At 40.9% G+C, this 22,964-nt stretch carries 18 protein-coding genes; 12 read left to right on the forward strand and 6 right to left on the reverse strand.

Features of this window, described 5'->3' with window-relative positions:
- The 3 genes from RMY16_RS24625 to gshB all read left to right on the forward strand — a co-directional run.
- Positions 1-180 (forward strand): PEP-CTERM sorting domain-containing protein (locus tag RMY16_RS24625; protein ID WP_322738558.1); only part of this gene is annotated, 180 nt, incomplete at its 5' end.
- A gap of 520 nt (positions 181-700) precedes the next feature.
- Positions 701-973, forward strand: coding sequence for a glutaredoxin 3 (grxC, locus tag RMY16_RS24630; protein WP_322738559.1), 273 nt, complete (start codon positions 701-703; stop codon positions 971-973).
- A 234-nt stretch (positions 974-1,207) separates the two neighbouring features.
- Positions 1,208-2,182, forward strand: a complete 975-nt coding sequence (gene gshB, locus RMY16_RS24635; RefSeq protein WP_322738560.1) for a glutathione synthase — start codon at positions 1,208-1,210, stop codon at positions 2,180-2,182.
- A gap of 461 nt (positions 2,183-2,643) precedes the next feature.
- Here gshB and ftsZ read toward each other — a convergent pair whose 3' ends face one another.
- The 3 genes from ftsZ to RMY16_RS24650 all read right to left on the reverse strand — a co-directional run bounded on the left by ftsZ (position 2,644) and on the right by RMY16_RS24650 (position 5,855).
- Positions 2,644-3,960, reverse strand: a complete 1,317-nt coding sequence (gene ftsZ / locus RMY16_RS24640; RefSeq protein WP_289796678.1) for a cell division protein FtsZ — start codon at positions 3,958-3,960, stop codon at positions 2,644-2,646.
- A gap of 60 nt (positions 3,961-4,020) precedes the next feature.
- Positions 4,021-4,296, reverse strand: coding sequence for a hypothetical protein (locus RMY16_RS24645; RefSeq protein WP_322666317.1), 276 nt, complete (start codon positions 4,294-4,296; stop codon positions 4,021-4,023).
- Between the two features lie 725 nt (positions 4,297-5,021).
- Positions 5,022-5,855 carry a cell division protein FtsQ/DivIB gene (locus RMY16_RS24650; protein WP_322738561.1) on the reverse strand — a complete coding sequence of 278 codons (834 nt, stop codon included), beginning with the start codon at positions 5,853-5,855 and terminating at the stop codon, positions 5,022-5,024.
- Between the two features lie 904 nt (positions 5,856-6,759).
- On the opposite strand from RMY16_RS24650, the gene RMY16_RS24655 reads away from it, so the two are divergent.
- Both RMY16_RS24655 and RMY16_RS24660 read left to right on the forward strand, forming a co-directional pair.
- On the forward strand, positions 6,760-8,091 hold the full coding sequence (locus RMY16_RS24655) for a P-loop NTPase fold protein (protein WP_322666313.1): 1,332 nt from the start codon (positions 6,760-6,762) through the stop codon (positions 8,089-8,091).
- 103 nt (positions 8,092-8,194) lie between these two features.
- The gene (locus RMY16_RS24660; protein ID WP_322738562.1) at positions 8,195-13,243 is read left to right on the forward strand and encodes a hypothetical protein; all 5,049 of its coding nucleotides are present in this window, start codon (positions 8,195-8,197) and stop codon (positions 13,241-13,243) included.
- Between the two features lie 110 nt (positions 13,244-13,353).
- Here RMY16_RS24660 and RMY16_RS24665 read toward each other — a convergent pair whose 3' ends face one another.
- Entirely contained in the window at positions 13,354-13,701 is a 348-nt protein-coding gene (locus RMY16_RS24665) for a hypothetical protein (RefSeq protein WP_322738563.1), read from the reverse strand.
- Positions 13,702-13,802: 101 nt separating this feature from the next.
- Positions 13,803-14,042, reverse strand: coding sequence for a hypothetical protein (locus RMY16_RS24670; protein ID WP_322738564.1), 240 nt, complete (start codon positions 14,040-14,042; stop codon positions 13,803-13,805).
- Between the two features lie 468 nt (positions 14,043-14,510).
- Here RMY16_RS24670 and RMY16_RS24675 point away from each other — a divergent pair, with 468 nt between their 5' ends.
- The 6 genes from RMY16_RS24675 (at position 14,511) to RMY16_RS24700 (ending at position 21,198) form a co-directional block, all read left to right on the forward strand.
- Positions 14,511-15,347 (forward strand): photosystem II manganese-stabilizing polypeptide, encoded by an 837-nt coding sequence (locus tag RMY16_RS24675; protein ID WP_322738565.1) that lies wholly within the window; start codon positions 14,511-14,513, stop codon positions 15,345-15,347.
- Positions 15,348-16,099: 752 nt separating this feature from the next.
- The gene (locus tag RMY16_RS24680; RefSeq protein ID WP_292729987.1) at positions 16,100-16,876 is read left to right on the forward strand and encodes an RNA polymerase sigma factor SigF; all 777 of its coding nucleotides are present in this window, start codon (positions 16,100-16,102) and stop codon (positions 16,874-16,876) included.
- A 162-nt stretch (positions 16,877-17,038) separates the two neighbouring features.
- Complete coding sequence (locus RMY16_RS24685; RefSeq protein WP_322738566.1) at positions 17,039-17,890, forward strand: hypothetical protein; 852 nt, start codon at positions 17,039-17,041, stop codon at positions 17,888-17,890.
- A gap of 2 nt (positions 17,891-17,892) precedes the next feature.
- Positions 17,893-18,144, forward strand: a complete 252-nt coding sequence (locus RMY16_RS24690; RefSeq protein ID WP_322666300.1) for a hypothetical protein — start codon at positions 17,893-17,895, stop codon at positions 18,142-18,144.
- A gap of 408 nt (positions 18,145-18,552) precedes the next feature.
- On the forward strand, positions 18,553-19,836 hold the full coding sequence (glyA, locus tag RMY16_RS24695) for a serine hydroxymethyltransferase (protein ID WP_322738567.1): 1,284 nt from the start codon (positions 18,553-18,555) through the stop codon (positions 19,834-19,836).
- A 111-nt stretch (positions 19,837-19,947) separates the two neighbouring features.
- Positions 19,948-21,198 carry a competence/damage-inducible protein A gene (locus RMY16_RS24700; RefSeq protein ID WP_322738568.1) on the forward strand — a complete coding sequence of 417 codons (1,251 nt, stop codon included), beginning with the start codon at positions 19,948-19,950 and terminating at the stop codon, positions 21,196-21,198.
- Positions 21,199-21,405: 207 nt separating this feature from the next.
- Here the strand turns inward: RMY16_RS24700 and RMY16_RS24705 are convergent, their stop codons facing one another.
- The gene (locus RMY16_RS24705; protein WP_322738569.1) at positions 21,406-21,588 is read right to left on the reverse strand and encodes a hypothetical protein; all 183 of its coding nucleotides are present in this window, start codon (positions 21,586-21,588) and stop codon (positions 21,406-21,408) included.
- 262 nt (positions 21,589-21,850) lie between these two features.
- On the opposite strand from RMY16_RS24705, the gene RMY16_RS24710 reads away from it, so the two are divergent.
- Positions 21,851-22,297, forward strand: coding sequence for a hypothetical protein (locus tag RMY16_RS24710; RefSeq protein ID WP_322738570.1), 447 nt, complete (start codon positions 21,851-21,853; stop codon positions 22,295-22,297).
- Positions 22,298-22,964 lie beyond the last annotated feature (667 nt).

A 22,964-nucleotide genomic window follows, 5' to 3' on the forward strand; every position in this document is an offset into this window, starting at 1 on the left:
CCAGCACCAACACCAGCACCCGCACCAGCACCTGTACCATCAGTACCGCCTTACTATCAACCCCCTGCACCTCAACCGAAAAAAGTACCTGAACCCAGTACAACCGCAGCATTAGGATTATTTACCTTGGGTTTTTTCGGACTCAAAAAGAAAAACAAAAAAAATATTTCTCAAAATTAAACCACACTGCTGAGTTTTAGTAGAGAGAGCTTAAATATGGGTTTAGAAATGCTTATGCTTTTCTAGACCCATTTTTGTTAAAGGTAAGAAACGCTAAACTAGAACTCACCTCAATAATTCCTGTTTTTTAACTAACGCTTAGTAGCGAAAAAATTTGAGCGACAGAAACAATCTAAATATAATTACTGCTATTGCTAGCATTTAAACTGAAATATTATTAGCTGGTTAGATCAGATGCAAAATAAAAATAATCTACATAATAGTTGGCTAGCTTAACCTTGGAGTTTAAATAAAGCTGTGTAAATAATTCAAGGTTTGTAGACGCTACGCGTAGCTTGCTTTCCCAAAGAGATACACTACAAATTAATCTCAATATTTTTACATTACTTAACATTACTTTTATTTATTTTTGCCTACTTACATCAGCGCCTTCTGTAGATTAGGTTATGAATGAATAAAGCAGTCACAGTCAGTGGCAAAGCTCTAAAATTAAAAAGTATTAAATCAAGTTGAGGATATCATGGCTGCAAAAGTAGAAATTTACACTTGGAGGACTTGCCCGTTTTGCATTCGTGCTAAAAGTTTGCTGAAAAACAAGGGTGTTGAATTTATCGAATACAGCATTGATGGGGATGAAGCAGCCAGAAATAAAATGGCTCAAAGAGCAAATGGACGCCGTTCTTTACCGCAAATTTTCATCAATGACGATCATATTGGTGGTTGTGATGATATTTACGCTTTAGATAGTCAAGGCAAGCTGGATGAGCTACTAACTTCTAGCAATAGCGTATAGGTTCAAAAGGTATTGCGATAGCGACAAACCACTGCAATTACACGGTAGTCGCTACAATTCTAGAAAAATAACACCCTGCCTTGTCTACAGGTTTCCTCACAAAACCAATCTGTCCACAAGACTTTACCCTCCAGATTCTACTCAGCAGCAGTACATATGTACGTCAATTGGTGAGAGCATCAAGAGATAATAATTGAATAACCATTTAATTTCTTGGTGATTGAGGTATAAAGGGTGAAACTGGCTTTTATCATTGATCCCATCCATCTACTCGACCCATGTCATGATACCAGTGTTGCCTTAATTGAAGCAGCGCAAATCCTGGGACACGAAGTTTGGGTGACTCAAGCAAATCTGCTGAGTGTGGCGGAGGGCAAAGCTTTGGCTGTTCTACAGCGAGTTGAAGTTGTACCAGTACAGTTGGTAGAGGGACGCTGGGTAGCGGCGAATCTTTGGTATAAGTTAAGCGATTCCTCCTTAACTTCTTTAGAGACAATGGACGCCGTATTTATGCGGACAGATCCACCTGTCAATGATTCCTACCTCTATGCCACCTACATTCTGGATTATATTGATCAAAATAAAACCCTGGTGATTAACAGTGCCAGTGGCATCCGAGGGGCAAATGAAAAAATGTACGCCCTTCAGTTTACCAAGGCGATTCCTGAAACGATTGTCAGCGCTGATAAGCAATTTATCCGACAATTTGTGGAAGCAAAGGGGGCAGCAGTTCTCAAACCGTTAGGTAACAAAGCTGGCGAAGGAATTTTGTTTTTGCAATCAGGCGATCGCAATTTTAACTCCATTGTTGAACTCAGTACCCTCCAAGGTAAAGTGCCAGTAATGGTGCAAACCTATTTACCGGAGGCAAAAGAAGGAGATAAGCGAATTATCTTGCTCAATGGTGAACCAATTGGTGCGCTCAATCGCCTCTCTAGTGGAACTGATTTTCGCAACAATATGGCAACTGGTGGTACAGTCGCTCAAACCGAAATTACCTCAAGAGAGTATGAAATTTGTACCCAAGTAGCCGAACGCTTACGCCAAGACGGCTTAATTTTTGTGGGTATTGACGTTATCGGTGGCTACCTAACTGAAGTTAACGTCACTAGTCCTACCGGAATTCGTGAGATTGACCGCCTAGATGGTACTCGCCTTGGTCATCAGGTTATTCAATGGATTGAACAAACACTAAAAATCAAAAAATAATTTACATTTTTTTTGTTTGATGTCCTATCTTCAGCAAACAGACTTCTTTCGGACACTTGCGTAGGCTGATTCCCTACGCTACTTTTTTCGGTAAATATATTTACTTGTACGGAATATGAGTTTACTAGATAGCGAGGGGTAGATGCATTCATGTCTATGATTGGCTGTGACACTCGATGACTCGCTAACACTGTGCTATAGGTGATGCATCCATAGTTGGGCAGGTATTCCTATTGTTTTGTTCTGAAAGCATAGCTGGACATGCAAGCCAGTAGACTCCTGCCCAAATTCATTCTATAAAGTAGCGTTGACAAGTTTTTTACCAATTGGCAAAATCGGGGATGGCAAAAGATTGCTTATCCCTGCCCTTGGTAAAACCTGGTGGAAGTAGCAGATTTTATACAGCGTTCAGCCTGACCTGAGACTGCTAAGTTAATCTAAAATCCCAAATTCCAAATCTTTTAATTCCTTGGTGTACGCCGGTTTCTCAGAAAATCAGGTATATCTAATCCAGGTTTTTCTTTTGGTTCTGGAATTGGAGTTGGAGTTGGAGTAGAACTTGGAGTCGAGGTTGAGGGATTAACTGCGGGTTGCTGTGTTGTTGGACGCTTGGAGGTATTAGGTGCTACTCGAACGTTAGCCACGCTTTGTTGTACCGCAGCTTGCACTTCACCTGTAAATCCGGTGGCAATTACAGTAATTCTTACCTCACCTTGGAGCCTGTCATCAATTACAGCCCCAAAAATAATATTGGCGTTGGGATCAACTACCTCATAGATTGCTTCTGCGGCTGCATTCACTTCATGCAAAGTCAGGTCAGTACCACCTGTAATATTAAATACAACTCCTCTAGCGCCTTCAATAGAACACTCTAGTAATGGTGAAGAAATAGCTGCGATCGCAGCTTCTCTAGCTCTGGATTTTCCAGAGCTAACGCCTATTCCCATCAAAGCCGAACCTGCATCTGCCATCACAGCTCGGACATCAGCAAAGTCAACATTTACTAAACCGGGGATCGTGATGATATCAGAAATACCTTGCACCCCTTGACGCAGTACATCATCTGCATAGCGAAAAGCTTCTTGCACAGGCGTTTGTTCGGGGATCACTTCCAGCAGTTTATTGTTGGGGATAATGATCAGCGTATCTACCCTACTTTTTAGTCCTTCAATACCTTGTTCCGCTTGGCTGGTGCGGCGGCGTCCCTCAAAAACAAATGGACGTGTTACTACACCAACAGTTAGAGCGCCCATTTCTTTGGCCACTTCTGCCACGATTGGTGCTGCACCCGTCCCAGTACCACCCCCCATACCAGCAGTGATAAATACTAAATCTGCACCCTCTAAAGCCGTAGCAATTTCGTCCCGCGATTCCTCAGCTGCCTTTTGACCGATAGCAGGATTACCACCTGCTCCTAAACCCCGTGTTAGCTTCTGCCCAATTTGCAATCGACTTGGAGCGCCAGCTAAGGTAAGAGCTTGGGCATCAGTGTTAATTGACCAAAACTCTACCCCAGAGACATCAGACTCGATCATGCGGTTAACAGCATTGCCACCACCACCACCAACACCAATCACTTTGATGTTGGCGACCCGACCAGGAACAATCTCGCCAATTCGGCTATTTTCAGGAGAAATTTTCTTATTATCGTGATTTTGTCCGAAGTTCAGCCCAGAGTTATTAAAGGGATTGGTCGAGTTCACTGCCAGAGAGAACCCCGGCTGTCCCGTAGATTGGGAATTTTTATAGTTAAGTCCTTGGTTATTATCAAGTGTCATTGGATTTGTGAAAGGGTAGATAAACGACTTTTTCAGGTGTTATTCACCTCAGAGTCAACTTTAGTTTGACAATGCCACAATACTATGGCTTTGTTCTTTATTGTTTTCACTACTGCCAAGCCTAACAGAATTGGCAGTGCGAAAATTTGCTATGGGATAAGCTTTTAACACAGCCGATCGCACAGCCAATTCTAGAGAAGTATACCTATATTTATCTAAAACTGACCTGTATAACTTCAACCAGACATTAGTCTGAGCACAGGGCATAACTTGTAAAGACACACTACAGCCTATCTTCTCTGCTTCAATAATAATATTGTTAATAGGTTTCACCATTGGGGATGATTGCAACTTTATACACAAAATCTACCTTCTACTTACTTATCCTTAAGGTTAAACTAAGCAAGAATTTGCTTGTCAGACTATATCTGATTAATTTGTTGTTTAGGTGGTCTCAATGGACACTTTGTTGGAGCAATAATCTATCCTACAAGAACCCTCACTAAAGCGGCCAACAAATCAAGATTTTCTAAGAGATTTCGTCACCTAATAGGAATTACGGTACAGAACAGTCGAAACTGATTGCCCAGAAGCAATGCTTATGCAACTTTAGGCGTTATCGTTACAGATTGAAACTTCGGTAAACTGTCTTTGGAAGTGTCCTCAACAGACCAAAGCCAGAGCTTTTTGTCTCTGCACTTGGATGACGGCGTAAAGCGTTCTCATCAGTGGCCTCTGCTCACGAGTCTGAATCTGAATGAAAAGCTCAAGCAACTTTCTCTTTTTTGCATTGGGTTTAGCCAAAGAATGTATGGGCAGAAGGCATTTTGCAGGCTATAGACCATTATTAGATCGTCTGACATCTTGCACCCTAATATTAGATGTTAGGGTAACAATTGAGGGTATGTTACTCCCAATGGAGATTTTAGGATTGATCTTCTCATTTTAATTAGAAGTTAATGCCGATTTTCGTGCGATTTGCTGGAAAACTGAAAATAATTAATATATTTATCAGCATAAAGCTTTTTAATTTACTAGGAGCTATCAAAATAATAAACATGCTAAATGTTTTTAAGGATTTTGGGAGTTAATTTTTGGTCTTTTTGGTTCATCTGTACTAATGGAAAATCGGGATTTTTTAGATCAATATACTCTATTTGACCGGGATTAAATTTTGTTGCTAAATGACGCATTTGGGCGAGTACCTTAATTTGTTCAGATAGCTGGGGACCTGGAACACCGAGATGCACATTTCCTAATTCTGTTTTCAAAATTAAATTTGTTGGATTTTGGCAATCAATTTCCATCACTTTGACAGGACTTTGACTCACAGCTTCATGGAGTTGAGTCCAGTAGAGGCAGTATTGATTTGGCAAACCAATTACTCTGAGATTGGGTAATTTTCTAGTGGGATTCAGTGATGTATATTTTTCTAAAGGCATCCAGGCCCCACTTGCATCTAGCAAGCCGATTATTACTTTTTTGTTGCCACGTGTTTGAGTTACCGCTACAGGTACTCGTTCTTGGATTTCAATGATTAATCCAGGAGGAAATAGGCGGCGTCTGACGATCGCTTGGGCAATAGTTGGCTGTTTCTTTAAAGAGTTAGCGATCGCTGACGGTTCAATCCGCCACAAAGATTGAGGGTAAGACAGCACCAACAATGACTGAGTTGTTTGATCCGACAGCAATTTATTGCCTGATTTCATCACTATTTGTTTGGGAGCCTTTAGCATCCACACAGGTTGGACAGCCACCCATAACAATCCACCTGCCAAACCAGTAATAGCAAAGGTTCGCCAAATAGCTTGAATAATTTTCATCTGCCGCTGTCGGCGCAATTTCTGACGACGCTGGGCTAAATGCGTGCGGGAAACTGATATTATGCCAGCCATTCACACCTCTTTTGATTGCAATCTAAATTCCTTGACAAGCTCGTATCACTATTAATTTCAGTAAATACTGTTGGCATCTTTTAGCCGCTCTCCTCAAGACTTTTTTTATTTTTAGTAACACTTTACAGTAACTACACAATGATTATGGCGCTAGTTATTATTCCTATTAAAGTTTCCGGTGTCCATTTTTAACTGACTGTAGTCTTTTTGACAAGCTATTTTTAAAGATTTTTCCTTAAAGATTACAAAATATTAATTGAGATATGTGGGATTTTGCTTTCTTGACAAATAGAATGTGAAATGATAAATAAGTATTCCTGGTTCTCTGTATAGCTTGCTATAATTCATACCAGCTAGAGTAATCGACCATCTAAATTGAGAACAATGAAAATTTGTAGCTTTTTTTACTTTCTCTCTGAACCATACAATTTTGTAGCCGGTCAAACCGAAGGGAGAGATTGTCAAAACCTCAATAGTAGGTGTAAAAAGGACAGATATGCTTAAGACCTGACGGATCGAATGGTACTAATAAAAGATGCAACCCTTGTCAGGTATGGATATAGGGGATAGGGTGTAGGTTCGTAAAAAATCAAGAAAAGTAAAAATCAGTGCGAACATAAATAAAGTTCTTTGCTACGCAACGCTGGCGCAAACGTCACTATACCCCACACCCTACACCCCACATTCCAAAGCTTTGTAGATAATGGGTTTGCATTATCTTAGTGCTATTCGCTATTAGGGTCAATTAAATCTCTACCATACTACTGACAGTAATCTGGCAACAAGTGCTGTCTTTTGCAAGACACTACCACCTTGCGAGTCAATCCTGCATCTACATCCTACGATAGAGATTAATTGTATAAAAAATCCAAACTAAACTGCATCTACATAAACCTCTACATACATGAAAACGACATTAAATTTGTCACGTTTTTATAAAGCATGTAACCCTAGCTACACGCTAAATATAAGTAACGTCCTAGATCGGCAGTATTACATAGATTTTGCTGATGTACGTGGTTGCAAGATTGTCGAAGAATTGCAACGAACTATCATTCGGATTTCTCCTGATGAGCCAACCTGTCAGTTATTTACGGGTCATATTGGCTGCGGTAAGTCAACGGAATTGCAGCGCCTCAAGACAGAACTAGAATTGGCAGGATTTCATGTGGTTTATTTTGAGTCTAGTCAAGACTTAGACATGGCGGATATTGATATCAGCGATATTTTGCTGAGTGTAGCCCGTCAAGTCAGTGCCAGTTTAGAAAGTATTAGTATTAAACTCAAACCTGGTTACTTTACTAATTTGTTTAAAGAAGTAGGCGATTTTTTGCAAAGCCCCATAGAGCTTTCTGGACAAGCGGAGTTGTCCTTGGGTATTGCCAAAATTACCGCCAAAACCAAAGATAGCACCCAGATGCGGAACCAACTAAGACAATATCTGGAACCGCGAACCAATAGTATTTTACAAGCGATTAACGAAGAGATTTTAGAAAAGGCTGTTGAACAGCTAAAGCTAAGAGGTCAAAAAGGACTGGTAGTGATTGTAGATAATTTGGATCGAGTAGATATGCGTCCCTTAGCATCGGGGCGATCGCAACCAGAATATCTCTTCATTGACCGAGGCGAACAGTTACGCCGACTTAAATGCCACCTAGTTTACACAATTCCCCTGGCGTTAATTTTCTCCAATGAGTATGAGACACTAAAAAATCGTCTGGGGGGAGGGATTGCACCAAAAGTACTGCCGATGGTATTAGTGCGGCAAAGAGATGGCAGTGACTACGAACCAGGAATGTCACTAGTACGCCAGTTAGTTCTAGCTAGAGCTTTTCCAGAAGTTCCTTTGAATAGCAGACTTTTATTAATTACAGAATTATTCGATCACTCCCAAACCTTGGATCGTCTATGTCGCGTTAGTGGTGGTCACATTCGTAACTTATTGGGCTTACTTTATAGCTGTTTGCAACGACAAGATCCGCCTTTTTCTAGGGACTGCTTAGAAGCCGTGATTAAGGACTATCGTGACGATCTGCTATTAGCTATTGATGAATCCCAGTGGGAATTATTGTTTGAAGTAGTACAGCAACAAAGAGTTAAAGGTGAGTCTGACTATCAGAGCTTACTAAGAAGTATGTATCTGTTTGAATATCGCGATCCTGTGGGGCGCTGGTTTGGCATCAGTCCAGCCTTGGCAGAAACAGAAAAAGTTTTGGCTTGGCAACAAAACAAGTAATAGTCAATTGTCATTTGTCATTAGTCATTTGTTAGTGAACTAATGACCAATACCTCATATCCAATGCCTAATACTCTATATCCAATGCCCAGCCCCATATCCAATGACTAATGACAAACAGCTACGCCTCTACACAAAAGAAAATCAGCATACTTTGCAAAGACTGATTAGAGCGATCGCACTTTCCGAAGGTCAATTTGCTCTGATTTTAGTTCGATGTAACTATGGGCGATTACGTGAGCAAATGCTAGAGAATATTCGCTCGAACACCAAAGAAATTAATATCAGAGAAATCGTTCTCAATCCATCAACTACTTCTTTACACAGCACAATAATCTCAGAACTATCTTTAGATAATCCTGCGGTACTTACAGACTCTTTGCCATCTGCTGTGATGGTTTTTGGTATTGAGTCAATTACCGACCTAGAAAACTTACTTACAGGTATCAATCAAGCACGAGATATCTATGCTGCGACTTTTTCATTTCCGCTGGTGTTGTGGCTACAAGATGAAGTGGCATCATTGCTTTCAAGATTAGCACCTGATTTCAAAAGCTGGGCTGCAACCACTATTAAATTTGAAATGGCCAAAGCAGATTTAATTGCTTTGATCTCTCAAGAGGAAGAATCTCTATTTGCCAAAGTTTTAGAAGCAGGTGCTGAAACGTTTTTATCTAATGCCTTTTTAGATTTAGATCCGAAGTCACAACACCGCCACGAAATAGAATCAGCCCGTAATGATTTACTACGCCTGTATGGCGTTAAATTAACACCAGGATTAGAAGCTAGTTTAGAATTTGTGTTGGGGCGAGATAAATACGCCAACGATCAAATTAATGGTGCTCTAGCTAATTATCAAAGAAGCCTTGCATTATGGCAGCAGGAAGCAAGGAGAGTAGCAGAGTGGGAGGGTAATTCTTCTTTGCCTCTCTCATGTCCTCAACCTATGTCCCCCTCATCTTTACTCAAGCAAGCAATAGTACTATTCCACCTGGGGCTTTGTTATCACCGAATGGCAGACTTATACCAGAATACTAGTAGCTATTGCGAACATGCTCTGTCGTGGTTTAAACAATGCTTGGAGCTATTAGAGGAGGTACAAAGAGAAGACTTAGTTGCTAAATTCATTTTGCCTGCTTGTGAAATGCTGCAACGCTTACAAGCCTGGGATGAATTAAAAGAATTAGCTCAAAAGTCATTACACCTACATAAAACTTATGGAACTCCCGCACAAGTTGCTCAAAATTATGGTTTTTTGGCAAATGTGGCGGCTTCAGAATCGAATTGGGTACTGGCTCATGAATTAGCAAATACAGCACTTTCTATTTCCGAAGAAGTAACACAAGTTTCTCTGCGAGACGCTTTGCGAAGACGACGAGAAGAAAGTTGGTATCTTCTCTTGCTAGCACGCACACAACGGCATCTGGGTGAGTCGGAAGAAGCTATCAATAACTTGGAATGGGCGAGAGTAGTTTGTGAACTACAACATCAGCCATTACTTTACTTAGAGATTTTAGAAGAACTGCGATCGCTTTACTTTTTTGAGTTTCATAACTATACAGAAGCCTTTAAGCTGAAGCAAGAAAAAATAAAAATAGAACATCAGTATGGCTTTCGTGCCTTTATCGGAGCAAGTCAATTACAACCACAACGCCCCAGAATTAACCCAGTACTAGAACCTCACAAAATACCGTTTATTCCTGAAGAAATTGCTCAAGAAATATCTGCTTCTGGACGGCAACAAGATGTCAATCGCTTAATTGAAAGAATTGCCCGCGCTGACTACAAACTCACAGTTATTTATGGGCCATCTGGTGTAGGTAAAAGTTCAATTCTCAAAGCTGGTTTAGTCCCAGCACTCAAGGGAAAAGTTATCGGTGAACGCATTCCTATACCGATTGTTTTGTCTGTTTATACTGATTGGATAACAATCTTGAGCAGCAGTATCAACCAAGCATTAGCATACACCGGAATATCAGTTAATATTGACTCTACACCTACCATAATACTAGAAAGAATTCGGCTAGCATCTGAACGTAATTATACAATAGTTATCATATTAGACCAGTTTGAAGAATTTTTCTTTGTTAATAATCCTCCTACACAAAGAATAGAATTTTATAAATTTTTTAGTGAATGTTTAAATATTTCTTATGTAAAAATTATTCTTTCATTACGAGAAGATTATTTACATCATTTATTAGAATTCGAACGTTTGAGTCAGACAAATAGTACTGGTTTATATGATTTAGGAGTAATTAATAAAAATATTCTTGATAAGGATATTCGCTACTATTTAGGAAAATTCTCTAGCCGAGATGCTAAAGCCATAATTCACAGTCTTACTCAACGTTCACATTATGAACTAAGTGAGGAATTAATTAACCGATTAGTCCAGGATTTGACAGGAGAACTAGACGAAGTACATCCAATTGAATTACAAATAGTCGGTGCTCAATTACAAATAGAAAACATTACGACACTTGCAGAATATAAGCTTTGTGGTGGCTCGGCAAAATTGGTGGAACGCTGGTTAGGGGAAGTTATCAAAGACTGCGGTCAAGAGAACGAAGAGTTAAGTTGGAAATTATTATTTGAGTTAACAGATGAAAAGGGGACGCGACCTTTAAAAACTAAAGCTGATTTAGCGGCTGCATTAGTTAATAATTATGAGATAGATACGATATCAAGCTTTGACAAAGTTGGAGAACTGATTTTAGAAATATTAGTGGGTTCGGGCTTGGTATTGCGAGTTAGAGAAGAGTTAGGCGATCGCTACCAGTTGGTTCACGATTATTTAGTTGAACCAATTCGCCAAAAGAACAACTATGGTATGCTCGCCGAATTAGAAAAAATAAAACTTGAAAAAACTAGAGCGGAAGCAGCCCAACAACTCAGTCAAAAGCAACTAAATTTGGTATTGCAACGACGACTGCGGGAAGCACGGATAGCAGGGGCAATCCTAGCAATTATGGGGGGAACAATAGCAGCGTTATGGTGGCAAGCCGACTTACAAAAAAGAGCAGCAGTCCGTCAAACTCTACGAGCTGAACGCAGTGAAACCAACTTACAAATTAGTGCGATCACTGCTGCTAGCGAAGCTCTGTTTGCATCTAATAAAGAATTTGATGCCCTATTAGAAAGTTTACGGGCTTGGAGAGGGCTTAAACAAGCAGATGGAGTTCAGCCAGATACCCGAATGCGGGTGGTGACAGCCTTGCAACAAGCAGTTTATGGGGTAACTGAGGTTAACCGCCTGGAAGGGCACACTGATATCGTCTGGGGAGTGACTTTCAGCCCGGATGGTCAGTTGATAGCATCAGGTAGCCGAGATCAGACAGTGAAACTTTGGCATCCTGACGGTACTTTACTTCAAACCCTCAAAGGCCACACTGATGCTGTTAATTGTATAACTTTTAGCGCTGATGGTCAAACTCTAGCTTCCGCTAGCCTCGACAAAACAGTGAAAATCTGGCACAAAAACTCGCTTACAGGTGAATTTGACCCCAAACCATATAAAACCCTGAGAGGACATGAAGATTGGGTTTATAGCGTTAATTTTAGTCCTGATGGCGAGTTGTTAGCTACTAGCAGCAAGGATAAAACCATAAAACTCTGGCACAAAGACGGTAGCTTAGTAAAAATACTGAGAGGACATCAAGGGTGGGTTAACTGGGTAAACTTCAGCCCTGATGGTCAATTTATTGCCTCGTCCAGCGACGACAAAACAGTGAAAATCTGGCGACGGGACGGTAGCCTCGTTACGACTTTGCAGGGACATAAGCAAGGTGTGATCGTGTCTATTTTCAGCCCAGACGGTAAATTCTTGGCGTCAGCAGGTCGAGATCAGACAGTCAAACTTTGGCGGCGGGAAACTAACACTAATAAAGATGGTTTTGGCTTTTTTCCTTACAAAACTTTACGGCAGCATAACGGTACAGTATGGAGTTTGAACTTTAGTTCGGATAGTAAAAAGTTAGCTTCCGCAGGTGAAGACAATACCATAAACCTCTGGAGTATTACTGGTACTTTACTCAAAACCTTCAAAGGACACAGCGATGCTGTCGTTAGCATTGCTTTCAGTCCAAAAAACAAATTGCTAGCTTCAGGAAGTTTCGACAAAAGTGTGAAACTATGGAGTTTAGATGCTCCAAGACCGTCTATTCTTCAAGGGCATCGAGATCGAGTTTTAAGCGTTGCTTGGAGTCCCGACGGTCAGATGCTAGCTTCTGGTAGTAGCGATCGCACTGTCAAACTTTGGCAACGATACACCAGCAGTGGCGAGGTCAAAACTCGACTTTACAAAACTTTGGTGGGGCACACAAATAGAGTTCCTAGTGTCAGTTTTGACCCAAAAGGTGAAATGCTGGCTTCCGGAAGTTATGACAAAACTGTGAAACTTTGGCGGCTTGACGGTACTTTAATCATGACTCTCCACGGACATAGCGATAGTGTCATGAGCGTCAATTTTAGCCCTGATGGTCAGTTTTTAGCATCAGCTAGCAAAGATAAAACAGTGAAACTTTGGAACCGCCAGGGCAAGTTGCTCAAAACCTTAGTGGGACATCAAGGTTGGGTAAATAGCGTTAATTTCAGCCCTGATGGTCAGGTTTTAGCCTCTGCCAGTGACGATCAAACTGTGAAACTTTGGCGGCAGGATGGTAGTTTGCTCAAAACTTTCTCGCCCCATGATAGCTGGGTATTGGGTGTCAGCTTTAGCCCCACTGACGAGTTGCTGGCTTCTGCTAGCTGGGATAACACAGTGAAACTGTGGCGACGGGATGGGACGTTGTTAAAAACTTTATTAAAAGGGTACAGTGATAGCGTCAATGCCGTGACTTTCAGCCCCAATGGTGAATTACTCGCCGCCGCCAGTTGGGACAGTACAGTCAAACTCTGGAGCCATGATGGCAAATTAATTAAAAGTCTCAATGGGCATCGCGCTCCAGTATTAAGTGTTAGTTTTAGCCCAGATGGTCAAACACTAGCATCAGCTAGTGATGACAACACGATAATTCTGTGGAATTTACATCTTGACGATCTGCTTGTTCGTGGTTGCAATTGGCTAGGTGATTACCTTAAGCACAACCACAATCTTGAAGAACGCGATCGCCTTCTTTGTGATGGGATAATCCGTACAAACCCTTTTTAATTACAAATTACGAATTAGGTTGAAGCCTCAATGAGCAACCGCTCTTGGTTTAGCGGTTGATGAGGCGATCAAAGTTATTAATTCAGAGCTAGAAATAAATTTCGAGTTAATCAGCCAAAGGAGCGATCGCTCTCCAAAAGTTCATGGCTATTTTCTTCGGGAGCCTCTTGTGGCAAATTCGCTAAAAAGGCTTGTAGCCTCATCCGCTCAATATAGGGCCAGCCCCCCTCAGACTCAATATCTTTCAGCAGTGAGTAAAGTTGGCGACGGTTAACAGGCAAACTCTCTTGAAAAACTCCATCCCGGATCTCTCGGTGTAACTGCTCTAATTGCCGCAGCAAAGCTAAAAGAGCTACAGTATCGCCTTCACAAGCTGTAGCGGCATCATACACTACAGTTGCGATCGCTTGCAGTTTACTAGACAACTTCTCTGATTCAATATTTTTGTAATCGTTCATGCCACCTTTTCCGTATAAATGAGGTCAACTCAAATTTACCGGAGATTTTTAATTTTCCCTAGTTTGTCAGTATTGATTCCTCTAATCCTCCTGTCTACCTGTTACTGCATCTCCTCACTTGCCCTAGTTAGGGTGAATATAACTAGATTTGTATCTTTATCAAAAGCAATAGCGATCGCTCCAAAAAGAGCGTAGTAACCTTTAGCATAGGCTTTACAGAAGCTAGATGCGATCGGGACGAGACTTTCTTGGATTTTGAGAACTTTGATTTTGAGTTGAAAAAAATCGTATGATCTGGCTGATTTACCCATCCAACAATGGGCTGTATGTAGTAACGTCACATACATGATACAAAAAGACTTGGGCGACGCCGCTTTTGCAATAAGCGAGAGCAAAGTCCGAAGCAGACACCCCTGTTCGCACTTTTCGAGACACAAGCATTTATGCTTCTCTGTGTGAGGCTTACTCATACACTCGCCCAACTCTAAACAAATGCCACCAACAGTAAAACTAACTGTTGGTTTTTGCTCCCCTAGTGACACACATCCAAAATGGATGCAGTGTGCTACTTAGTCTGGGGTTTACACCCCAAGCTCAAGATAGCGACACGTTTAACCACGTTTAGCAGAGAAAAGTTTGAGCAGCGTCTGACAACTAGACATCCGAACACTAGCTTCAACTCTCTTAATCAGAGCAAAGCCGTGTCCGAACAAAGGTAGGTTTTCGCAGAGTAGCGGCTTCTCATCAGAGATCAAAGCTTCGATGCAGTTTTACAACTTAGATATTAATTTTTGAGATTGAGGTTGACCATGAGGTATCGCGCTTTAATTGTTGCATTCTTGGCTTTGTGCCTGGGGCTAATAACCGCTTGTAGTGATGCTCCTGCTAGCAGTAGTGGTAGAGATGTACTCACTTATGATCAAATTCGCGGCACTGGCTTGGCTAACAAATGCCCCCAACTAGCAGAAACAAGCCGTGGTTCCATTCCCATTGATTCTAGCCAGTCTTATACCATCAAAGAACTTTGCTTGGAACCAACTAGCTTCTTTATCAAAGAAGAACCTGCTAATAAACGGCAAGAAGCAGAATTTGTTGCTGGCAAATTGTTGACCAGATACACTTCCACTATTGACCAGGTGCAAGGTAATCTAAAAATCAACGCAGATAATAGCCTAACCTTTACGGAAACTGATGGTCTTGACTTCCAAGCCATCACTGTGCAACTTCCTGGTGGTGAGCGAGTACCTTTCCTCTTCACCATCAAAAACTTGGTTGCTCAAACCCAACCCAGTTTGACCAGTATTAACACCTCTACGGACTTTGAAGGCACTTTCAAAGTTCCTTCCTATCGTGGTGCTGCCTTCCTAGATCCCAAAGGTCGTGGTGTCGTCAGTGGCTACGATAATGCCGTAGCTCTCCCCGCCCAAGCAGATGATGAAGAACTTACCCGCACTAACGTCAAGCGTGCTGAAAATCTCAATGGCAAGATTTCTTTGCAAATCGCTAAAATAGACAGTTCTAGCGGTGAAATTGCTGGTACTTTCGAGAGCGAACAGCCATCTGATACAGATTTAGGTGCTGGTGAACCTAAAGAAGTCAAAATTCGCGGTCTATTTTATGCACGGGTTGAACCGACTCGTGGCTAAATCCTCGAAAGTAAGGCAACTGACTGGCACTCAAAACGACAATTCTGTAAGTATCAGACTTGATCGCAAAAGTTAAACTATCCACCCTCTTTAAAAAAGAGGGTGGATAGATTTTTTACAAAAATGGGGAAAAGTTAAATCTGAGTAAAATAGCCCTGACAGTTGGGAAAATTTTTATTCCTCAATCTTATGGGTCACTTGATTTATCACTTTAACCTTTTCCCTTTCATTAAAAGAATATAGACTTAAGTACAAAAAAGGGTGAGATGCCCTTTTTTTATTGGCTTGCGTAAATATACATAGTTTTTTTTTAAATTATTAGTAATTTTTAACTATTGGATGAATTTTAGTTAAAAGGGCACGTAATTTCACTGTAAATCTAACTTTTGCTTATCAAACAAACGCTCGACTACTGTTGTTTTGTTTCTCTAAATTAACTTTATCATTAATTAATTCAAGTTAAGTACAATCTCGGTTTGATATTTAGTGATTAATTTTATATTTTATTTCTATGTGGTTCTAAAAAAGCTACAGATAATACCAAAGATAAATAACCAACTAAATAGTGATTTCGCCAATTTAAATTTTGCTCGATTGTCAAGTAAGCTATGGAGTTTTAATAGAAAGTCTTTATTATCTACCATAGTATTTACTAGGAAATATTGCATTATATTTCCTTTGATATCGTGCGATCGCAGCTTAATTTAAAAAGCGAATAACTGATTCTTTATTTGCTCAATAAACCCGGTGCTATGCCTACCACAGTCACCAATGAACTAAAGCACGAAATTTGGCAGTTGTTGCGAGAATATCAGCAATCTCCGTCAGAAAACATCCGCAATCAACTGGTAAAACTCAATTTTGGACTTGTGAGAAAAGAAGCTCACTATTGGACAAATCAATGTCATGAAACCTACGATGATTTGCTCCAAGTTGGATGTTTGGGTTTAATCAGAGCTATTGAAAGATTTGAAATTTCTAAGGGACATGCCTTCAGTTCCTACGCTCTTCCCTATATTCGGGGTGAAATTCAACACTATCTCCGAGATAAAGGTGTCACCGTGCGAATTCCTCGGAGATGGTTAGCGCTCCAACAGCAAGCAATAGGAGTATCACGTTCTTGGCGTGAAAAACACAATCGTCAACCAACCGACTCGGAATTAGCAGCAGCACTGGAAATTTCTCCAAACGAATGGCAAGAAATTAAATTAGCATGGGTCAATCGCGCTCCCTTGAGTCTTGATGTGCCAATCCAAGATGGAGAAGAAGGTTCTACCTGCTTGGGAGAATTGGTTCCAGATCCTCACTATCGCAGCTTTCAACTGGCACAAGAAGACCAACTTCGCTTACAACAAGCGTTGGTTCAGCTAGAAAAACGCACCCGCGACGTGTTGGAATGTGTGTTTTTGCAAGATTTGACCCAAAAACAAGTTGCAGAACATTTGGGCATCAGTGTAGTAACAGTTTCCCGTCGAGTCAAGAAAGGACTGGATTTGATGAAAGAACTTATGGGTGTCGCAGAAGATTGACTGCAAACAACAAACCGCAGTTCTACTGGGTATGCAGTGCTAAAAATAACCCTTGAAATTTAAAAAATTAGGTTATAAAGGGAAGATACTTTGCCTTTGATCCAAATTTTAGGCATGTTGATTTCCACTTTTCAATTTTCCAATGGCTTTTGAGAAAGGCTCATGGGCATAACTTCAAAAATTACAATTGCAGCTATTCTAACTTTGGCGCTCGCCGGATGTGCTTCTGAAGATACACAACAAGCCATCACTCCTGTGCCAGTTCCCAAAATAGCAAAAAAGTCGCCACCAGCGGCTCAATCCTTTAAGAATCCAGTGATACCGGCCAAACAGGTCTCACAAGTTAATCTTGCATCTGTTAACTTGATTCAATCCACTAATGCTACAGAGCGGACACGAGAACTTGTAGTATCAAAAGCTCGCAGCGATCCTTTTACAGAACTTTTCGGGCAGACTGTTCCTGGAATGTCTAAGACATCTGGAAGACCACTTCCCGTGTTGCCTAAGCTACCTACTGCATTACTAGGAGTACGAAAAGTTCCAACACGCACCATCGCTTTAAATCCAAAGAAAAATAACGTTTCTTCTGTACCAAAAAAAGTCAATCCTACTTTGACTTCAGTGTTGCCTAAAGTTTTGCCTCAAGTTGTCCCTAACCCCACTTTAGTTTCTGTATTGCCACCGCCAGCACAGCCTGAATTAGCAAGGGCAGTGGTTGTGACTGGTGTAGTTCTAATTAGTAAAGAACCACAGGCAATTATCAAAGTACCGGATGAGCCGACAAGTCGGTATGTACAGGCGGGACAGCGATTAGCAAATGGCGTACTGATTAAACGTATTGAAATGAATCAGGGCTACAACCCCATCGTGATTTTGGAACAATATGGTATTGAAGTTGCCAAAATGGTAGGGGAAGGGACTGTCAAATCAACGTCGTCAGCTGCATCAGCTAACGGCAATGCTATTTCAGTGACAACGCCCCCCCCAAATACCTTTAATGTGGGAGCTTCATAAAGATGGAGACTAAGGAAAAAGTTGAATTCGCTGGTTTGCCTTTAGCTGTTTATAGAGAAATAGCAGCTCATTTACGTCAAGTCGAGGGGGTGGAAGTGGATTTAATTCCCCAGTCATCCCAACAGTTTGATTACAATCAAAGTCAAATTGCTGGCTTAAGCCTCTCGTGGACACCAAACTCTAGCTTAGAAAATCGGCAACGAGTTAACCAGATTCTGGCTTACTATCAAAATCGCTATATGAATCCTATTTGATTTTTTGATTTGTGAGAATTACACCCCGCAGAACCCCGACTTCTTTAATAAGTCGGGGTTCTTGTTGTTCATGAATGATTCTGAAGTTCATTCCACAGAGCAGCGATGTCTCCGACGGGCTACGCCTACGCAGTAAGCATTATTTAACATAGGTTCATAAAAAATACTGTCTAACGACCTTACAAGACACAGCAAGGTGAGGATTTCAAAAAGCAACGTTATGATAATTAATGCATTAATCGAGCTTGGGTCTAATAATAAATAAGTTGGCACAAATAAACTTCCAGAGTACGGAGACGATTAATTGCCTCTGTACAGCAGTCAAAAGCCATTGCTCTTGAGTGTATATTTAGGTGCTGCGTCCAACCAAAATCAGCCGTTGTACAAATTTCCATAAGGATAATTCAAGTGACTAGGACTAATTCAGACTTTCTTTCTTCGAGCGATCCGGCGATCGCAGGGTTAATCAACGACGAACTACAGCGTCAACGGGATCACTTGGAGTTGATTGCTAGTGAAAACTTTACCTCAGCTGCTGTACTGGCGGCTCAAGGTTCGGTACTGACAAATAAATATGCTGAGGGTTTACCTGGCAAACGCTACTATGGCGGGTGTGAGTTTATCGACAAAATAGAGCAACTAGCGATCAATCGCGCTAAACAGATATTTGGGGCGGCTCATGCGAATGTGCAACCCCATTCTGGCGCACAAGCCAATTTTGCTGTGTTCCTGTCGCTGTTGGAACCAGGGGACAAAATTATGGGGATGGATTTGTCTCATGGGGGACATCTTACCCACGGTTCTCCTGTCAATTTCTCAGGTAAGTGGTTCCAAGTTAGTCATTACGGTGTCAGTCAACAAACAGAACAACTTGACTACGATCAAATTCGCGAGCTGGCGCTGAGGGAGCGTCCTAAGCTCTTGATTTGTGGTTATTCGGCTTATCCCCGTGTAATTGACTTTGAAAAATTCCGTAGTATTGCTGATGAAATCGGCGCTTACTTACTTGCCGATATTGCTCACATTGCTGGTTTGGTTGCTAGTGGTCTTCATCCTGATCCCATTCCTCACTGTCACGTAGTCACAACAACTACCCATAAGACTCTACGCGGTCCTAGAGGTGGTTTAATCTTGACTAGCGATGCAGAACTAGGTAAAAAGCTAGATAAATCTGTTTTTCCTGGCAGCCAAGGCGGGCCATTGGAACACGTTATTGCTGGTAAAGCAGTAGCTTTTGGAGAAGCCCTCAAGCCTGAGTTTAAAACTTATTCTGCCCAAGTAATTGAGAATGCTCGTGCTTTGGCCGAACAACTGCAAAATCGTGGTTTAAAGTTAGTATCTAACGGCACTGACAATCATTTAATCTTAGTAGATTTACGTTCTGTAAGCCTAACTGGTAAGCAGGCAGATCAGTTAGTCAGTACTGTGAATATTACTGCTAACAAGAATACTATTCCCTTTGATCCGCAGTCACCATTTGTTACCAGCGGTCTGAGATTAGGTTCGCCAGCAATGACCACACGGGGCTTAGGAGTAGCAGAATTTACCGAGATTGCCAATATTATTAGCGATCGCTTACTTTCTCCAGATTCCGACGTAGTAACCCAAGACTGTCGTCAACGGGTAGCGGCATTGTGCGATCGCTTCCCCTTATATCCCCACCTGGAACTTCCTGTACCAGCATTAGCCTGACATGATAGTTAGGAGTTAAGAATTAGGAGTGATGAGTTTTAAATATTGAACTATTAACTCCTAACTATTAACTTCTAACTATTAACTTCTAACTCCTAACTATTCCTTCTAATGAGTGCAGAAATTATTTGTGTTGGTACTGAATTATTGCTAGGAGATATCCTCAATGGCAATGCTCAATTCTTGGCGCAACAATTAGCGCAACTAGGTATTCCCCATTACTATCAAACAGTGGTTGGGGATAATCCAGAACGGTTGAAGCAAGTTATAGAAATTGCTATTTCCAGAGCGCAAATTCTCATTTTCACTGGTGGACTCGGCCCCACACCAGATGATCTCACCTGCGAAACCATCGCCGATTTTTTTAAAGTTCCGTTGGTAGAACGTTCTGACATAATCGAAGACATAACCCAGAAATTCGCCCAACGTGGTCGGGTTATGTCACCAAGTAACTGCAAACAGGCTTTGATTCCCCAAGGTGCAGAAATTTTACCTAACCCCACTGGAACAGCACCCGGCATCATTTGGCAACCTCGTCCTCAAATCACGATTTTTACCTTTCCCGGTGTTCCCAGTGAAATGCATGTGATGTGGGAAGAAACAGCTGTGCCATTTCTCAAAAGTCAAGGTTGGGGTAAAGAAATTATTTACAGTCGGAGTTTAAAGTTTTGGGGTATTGGTGAATCTGCTTTAGCGGAAAAGGTTGCTTCGTATTTAAAGTTGCCAAATCCCACAGTCGCCCCTTATGCAGGTAAAGGGGAAGTTAGATTGCGAGTTTCTGCAAAAGCAAATTCAGAAGCAGCCTCAGAAGCCCTAATTGCGCCCATTGAAAAACAACTTAAAGAAATTGCCGGACTGGATTTTTATGGCGTTAATAATGATACTCTCGCTTCTGTAGTTGGTCAGTTGTTGCGGGCATCAAAAGAAACGCTTTCAGTGGCAGAATCTTGTACTGGCGGTGGTTTAGGGCAAATGTTGACTGAGATTTCTGGGAGTTCTGATTACTTTTGGGGTGGAGTAATTTCTTATGACAATTCGGTGAAGGTTAAGCTGCTGGGGGTTAACCAGGAAGATTTAGATAAATTTGGGGCGGTAAGTGCTACCGTTGCAAAGCAAATGGCTGTTGGAGTCAAAACCCGCCTTGAAACAACTTGGGGACTGAGTATTACTGGAATTGCTGGTCCAACTGGAGGGACAGATACGAAGCCAGTGGGTTTAGTTTACATTGGTTTAGCCGGGCCAAAGGATGAAGTGACAAGTTTTGAGTATCAGTTTGGAACTGTGCGAGGTCGAACTTTAATTCGTCATGTGAGTGCGAATGCAGCGTTGGATAATCTGCGCCGGAAGTTGTTGAGCAAGTAGTCAGGTATATTATGTTTGTCATACAAACTGTATGGCAAACGAACCTAACGATGCGAATTAATGCACAATTAGATGACGAGTATGCTGACAAATTAGCCTTTATTTAACAGCAGACTAATCAAGCAGTAACGGATGTGATTAAGTCTGCTATTGAGTTGTATTACCAGCAGTTTCAGCACGAACAAAAGAATTGCCATAGCATTCTGTTCACTTTCTGTCTGTGATTTCTGCACCCCGCTTCCAAGGGATTTCTAATTGAAACTCAGCATTTCTTTTGTAGTAGTTGTACCACTCATCAGATATCGGACTGAAGAAAAAATCAGGACGCAAACGCCCCAATCGTAAAAAGTCAGTTGCGATGGCGTAACTGCCCACTGGAAGCGATCGCAAGTTAATTGACTAAAGGGCGATCGCTAACTTTTCTCTAGGTTTGTTAGCGTAGCTTATCGTAGGTATCGCTCATTTACAAAGTCTGTAAACTGTTTAATTCTAGTTTTAACGATATAAAATAATCTTTATTCAAAATTCAATCTATCAAAATAGTGAATTTATCTCATAACTATTGATGCTAGAACTTCTATCTAGAGATCGATATGGCTAATAAGCTAAATGAAGTAAAAATAGTATACTAAATCACATGAGATTGTATTGTATGAAATCCAATTATGTTGCAAAACAGTTTTCCACCGTAAAACGCTGGATGGCCACAGCGCTGTTTTGTATGTTAGCGATCGCTTTCGTTTGGCAAGGTGCATTTTTCTCGAACACCTCAGCAATGGCCGATCCTGCTGCAACCTTGATTGCATCCTCAGACACAAGCGATCGCGCCCAAGAGAAAGCTAGTAGAGATGCTGGACGAACCAAAAATTTCATTGATGATACAGCAGATAAAGTTAAAGATGCTGCTAAAAGCAATGCTAGTAAAGTTGACCAAGCAACAGACAATGGTAGCTTTATTGAGCGCAAAGCCAAGAAAGATGCCGCTACAATTCAGAAGAGAGCAAATGAAGATGCATCTCGGACTAAAGAAGCAGTAGACAACACCAAGAATGTTGTTGAACGTACTGTTGAAAACATTAAAGATGCTTTTGGTAAATAGAGATATAGATATAGCAATCCTATTGGATTTGTAAAAATCGAAAGCTTCAAATTTCCGACTTCTTAAAGAGGTCGGAAATATTGTTGTTTGCGAGTAATTTTGGAAAATCTAAGGTTACATCAATACTATTACAGCAATTTACAGGTAGTTAAACATTATGGTAGGGTAACACAGATAGCTCTGCATCCCTATAAGGGGTTGTAGTTAATGCCTCGTTTCCAGTTGGAGACTCTTAACGAGATATATACTAAATAAAGTTAGCTCGAGTAATCAAGTAGCTTTAGATACATATTTGTCACAGTTATAAGAATTAGCGATCGTTGATAAAATTAGCTGCTGTCAACTAACAAGAGTAGAAACTATAGTTAAATATTTACTAGCAATTATGCTAGATATGTAGCTGTAAATAAAATATTTGACATTCGTTTGTACTAACTTACAAATGGCAAAATTGAGTAATCTGCTTAGGGAACTTCCGCAAACTACTCCTAGAAAAATTGTTTTTCTATACTGATGAAAAACAATTTTTAAGTAGCATTACTTATTGGCAAATGTGTTATAACATTAACTGATTGCAATTTAATTTGACGAATTGTTAATGGTTAACAAATTTTTCTCCATTATCAATTAAGAAGTTATACTTTCCACTACAACTTAGTAACAATGT

Source organism: Nostoc sp. DedQUE12b, from assembly GCF_034530835.1.
Lineage (GTDB): Bacteria > Cyanobacteriota > Cyanobacteriia > Cyanobacteriales > Nostocaceae > Nostoc.

What these genes read in the sequence shown, in the direction of transcription:
- RMY16_RS24685 (WP_322738566.1), top strand. Translation starts at nt 17,039, where the DNA reads ATGGGCATAACTTCAAAAATTACAATTGCAGCTATTCTAACTTTGGCG.
- RMY16_RS24655 (WP_322666313.1), top strand. Translation starts at nt 6,760, where the DNA reads ATGAAAACGACATTAAATTTGTCACGTTTTTATAAAGCATGTAACCCT.
- RMY16_RS24680 (WP_292729987.1), top strand. Translation starts at nt 16,100, where the DNA reads ATGCCTACCACAGTCACCAATGAACTAAAGCACGAAATTTGGCAGTTG.
- RMY16_RS24690 (WP_322666300.1), top strand. Translation starts at nt 17,893, where the DNA reads ATGGAGACTAAGGAAAAAGTTGAATTCGCTGGTTTGCCTTTAGCTGTT.
- RMY16_RS24675 (WP_322738565.1), top strand. Translation starts at nt 14,511, where the DNA reads ATGAGGTATCGCGCTTTAATTGTTGCATTCTTGGCTTTGTGCCTGGGG.
- RMY16_RS24645 (WP_322666317.1), bottom strand. Translation starts at nt 4,296, where the DNA reads ATGGTGAAACCTATTAACAATATTATTATTGAAGCAGAGAAGATAGGC.
- ftsZ (WP_289796678.1), bottom strand. Translation starts at nt 3,960, where the DNA reads ATGACACTTGATAATAACCAAGGACTTAACTATAAAAATTCCCAATCT.
- RMY16_RS24665 (WP_322738563.1), bottom strand. Translation starts at nt 13,701, where the DNA reads ATGAACGATTACAAAAATATTGAATCAGAGAAGTTGTCTAGTAAACTG.
- RMY16_RS24660 (WP_322738562.1), top strand. Translation starts at nt 8,195, where the DNA reads ATGACTAATGACAAACAGCTACGCCTCTACACAAAAGAAAATCAGCAT.
- grxC (WP_322738559.1), top strand. Translation starts at nt 701, where the DNA reads ATGGCTGCAAAAGTAGAAATTTACACTTGGAGGACTTGCCCGTTTTGC.
- RMY16_RS24650 (WP_322738561.1), bottom strand. Translation starts at nt 5,855, where the DNA reads ATGGCTGGCATAATATCAGTTTCCCGCACGCATTTAGCCCAGCGTCGT.
- RMY16_RS24700 (WP_322738568.1), top strand. Translation starts at nt 19,948, where the DNA reads ATGAGTGCAGAAATTATTTGTGTTGGTACTGAATTATTGCTAGGAGAT.
- RMY16_RS24710 (WP_322738570.1), top strand. Translation starts at nt 21,851, where the DNA reads ATGAAATCCAATTATGTTGCAAAACAGTTTTCCACCGTAAAACGCTGG.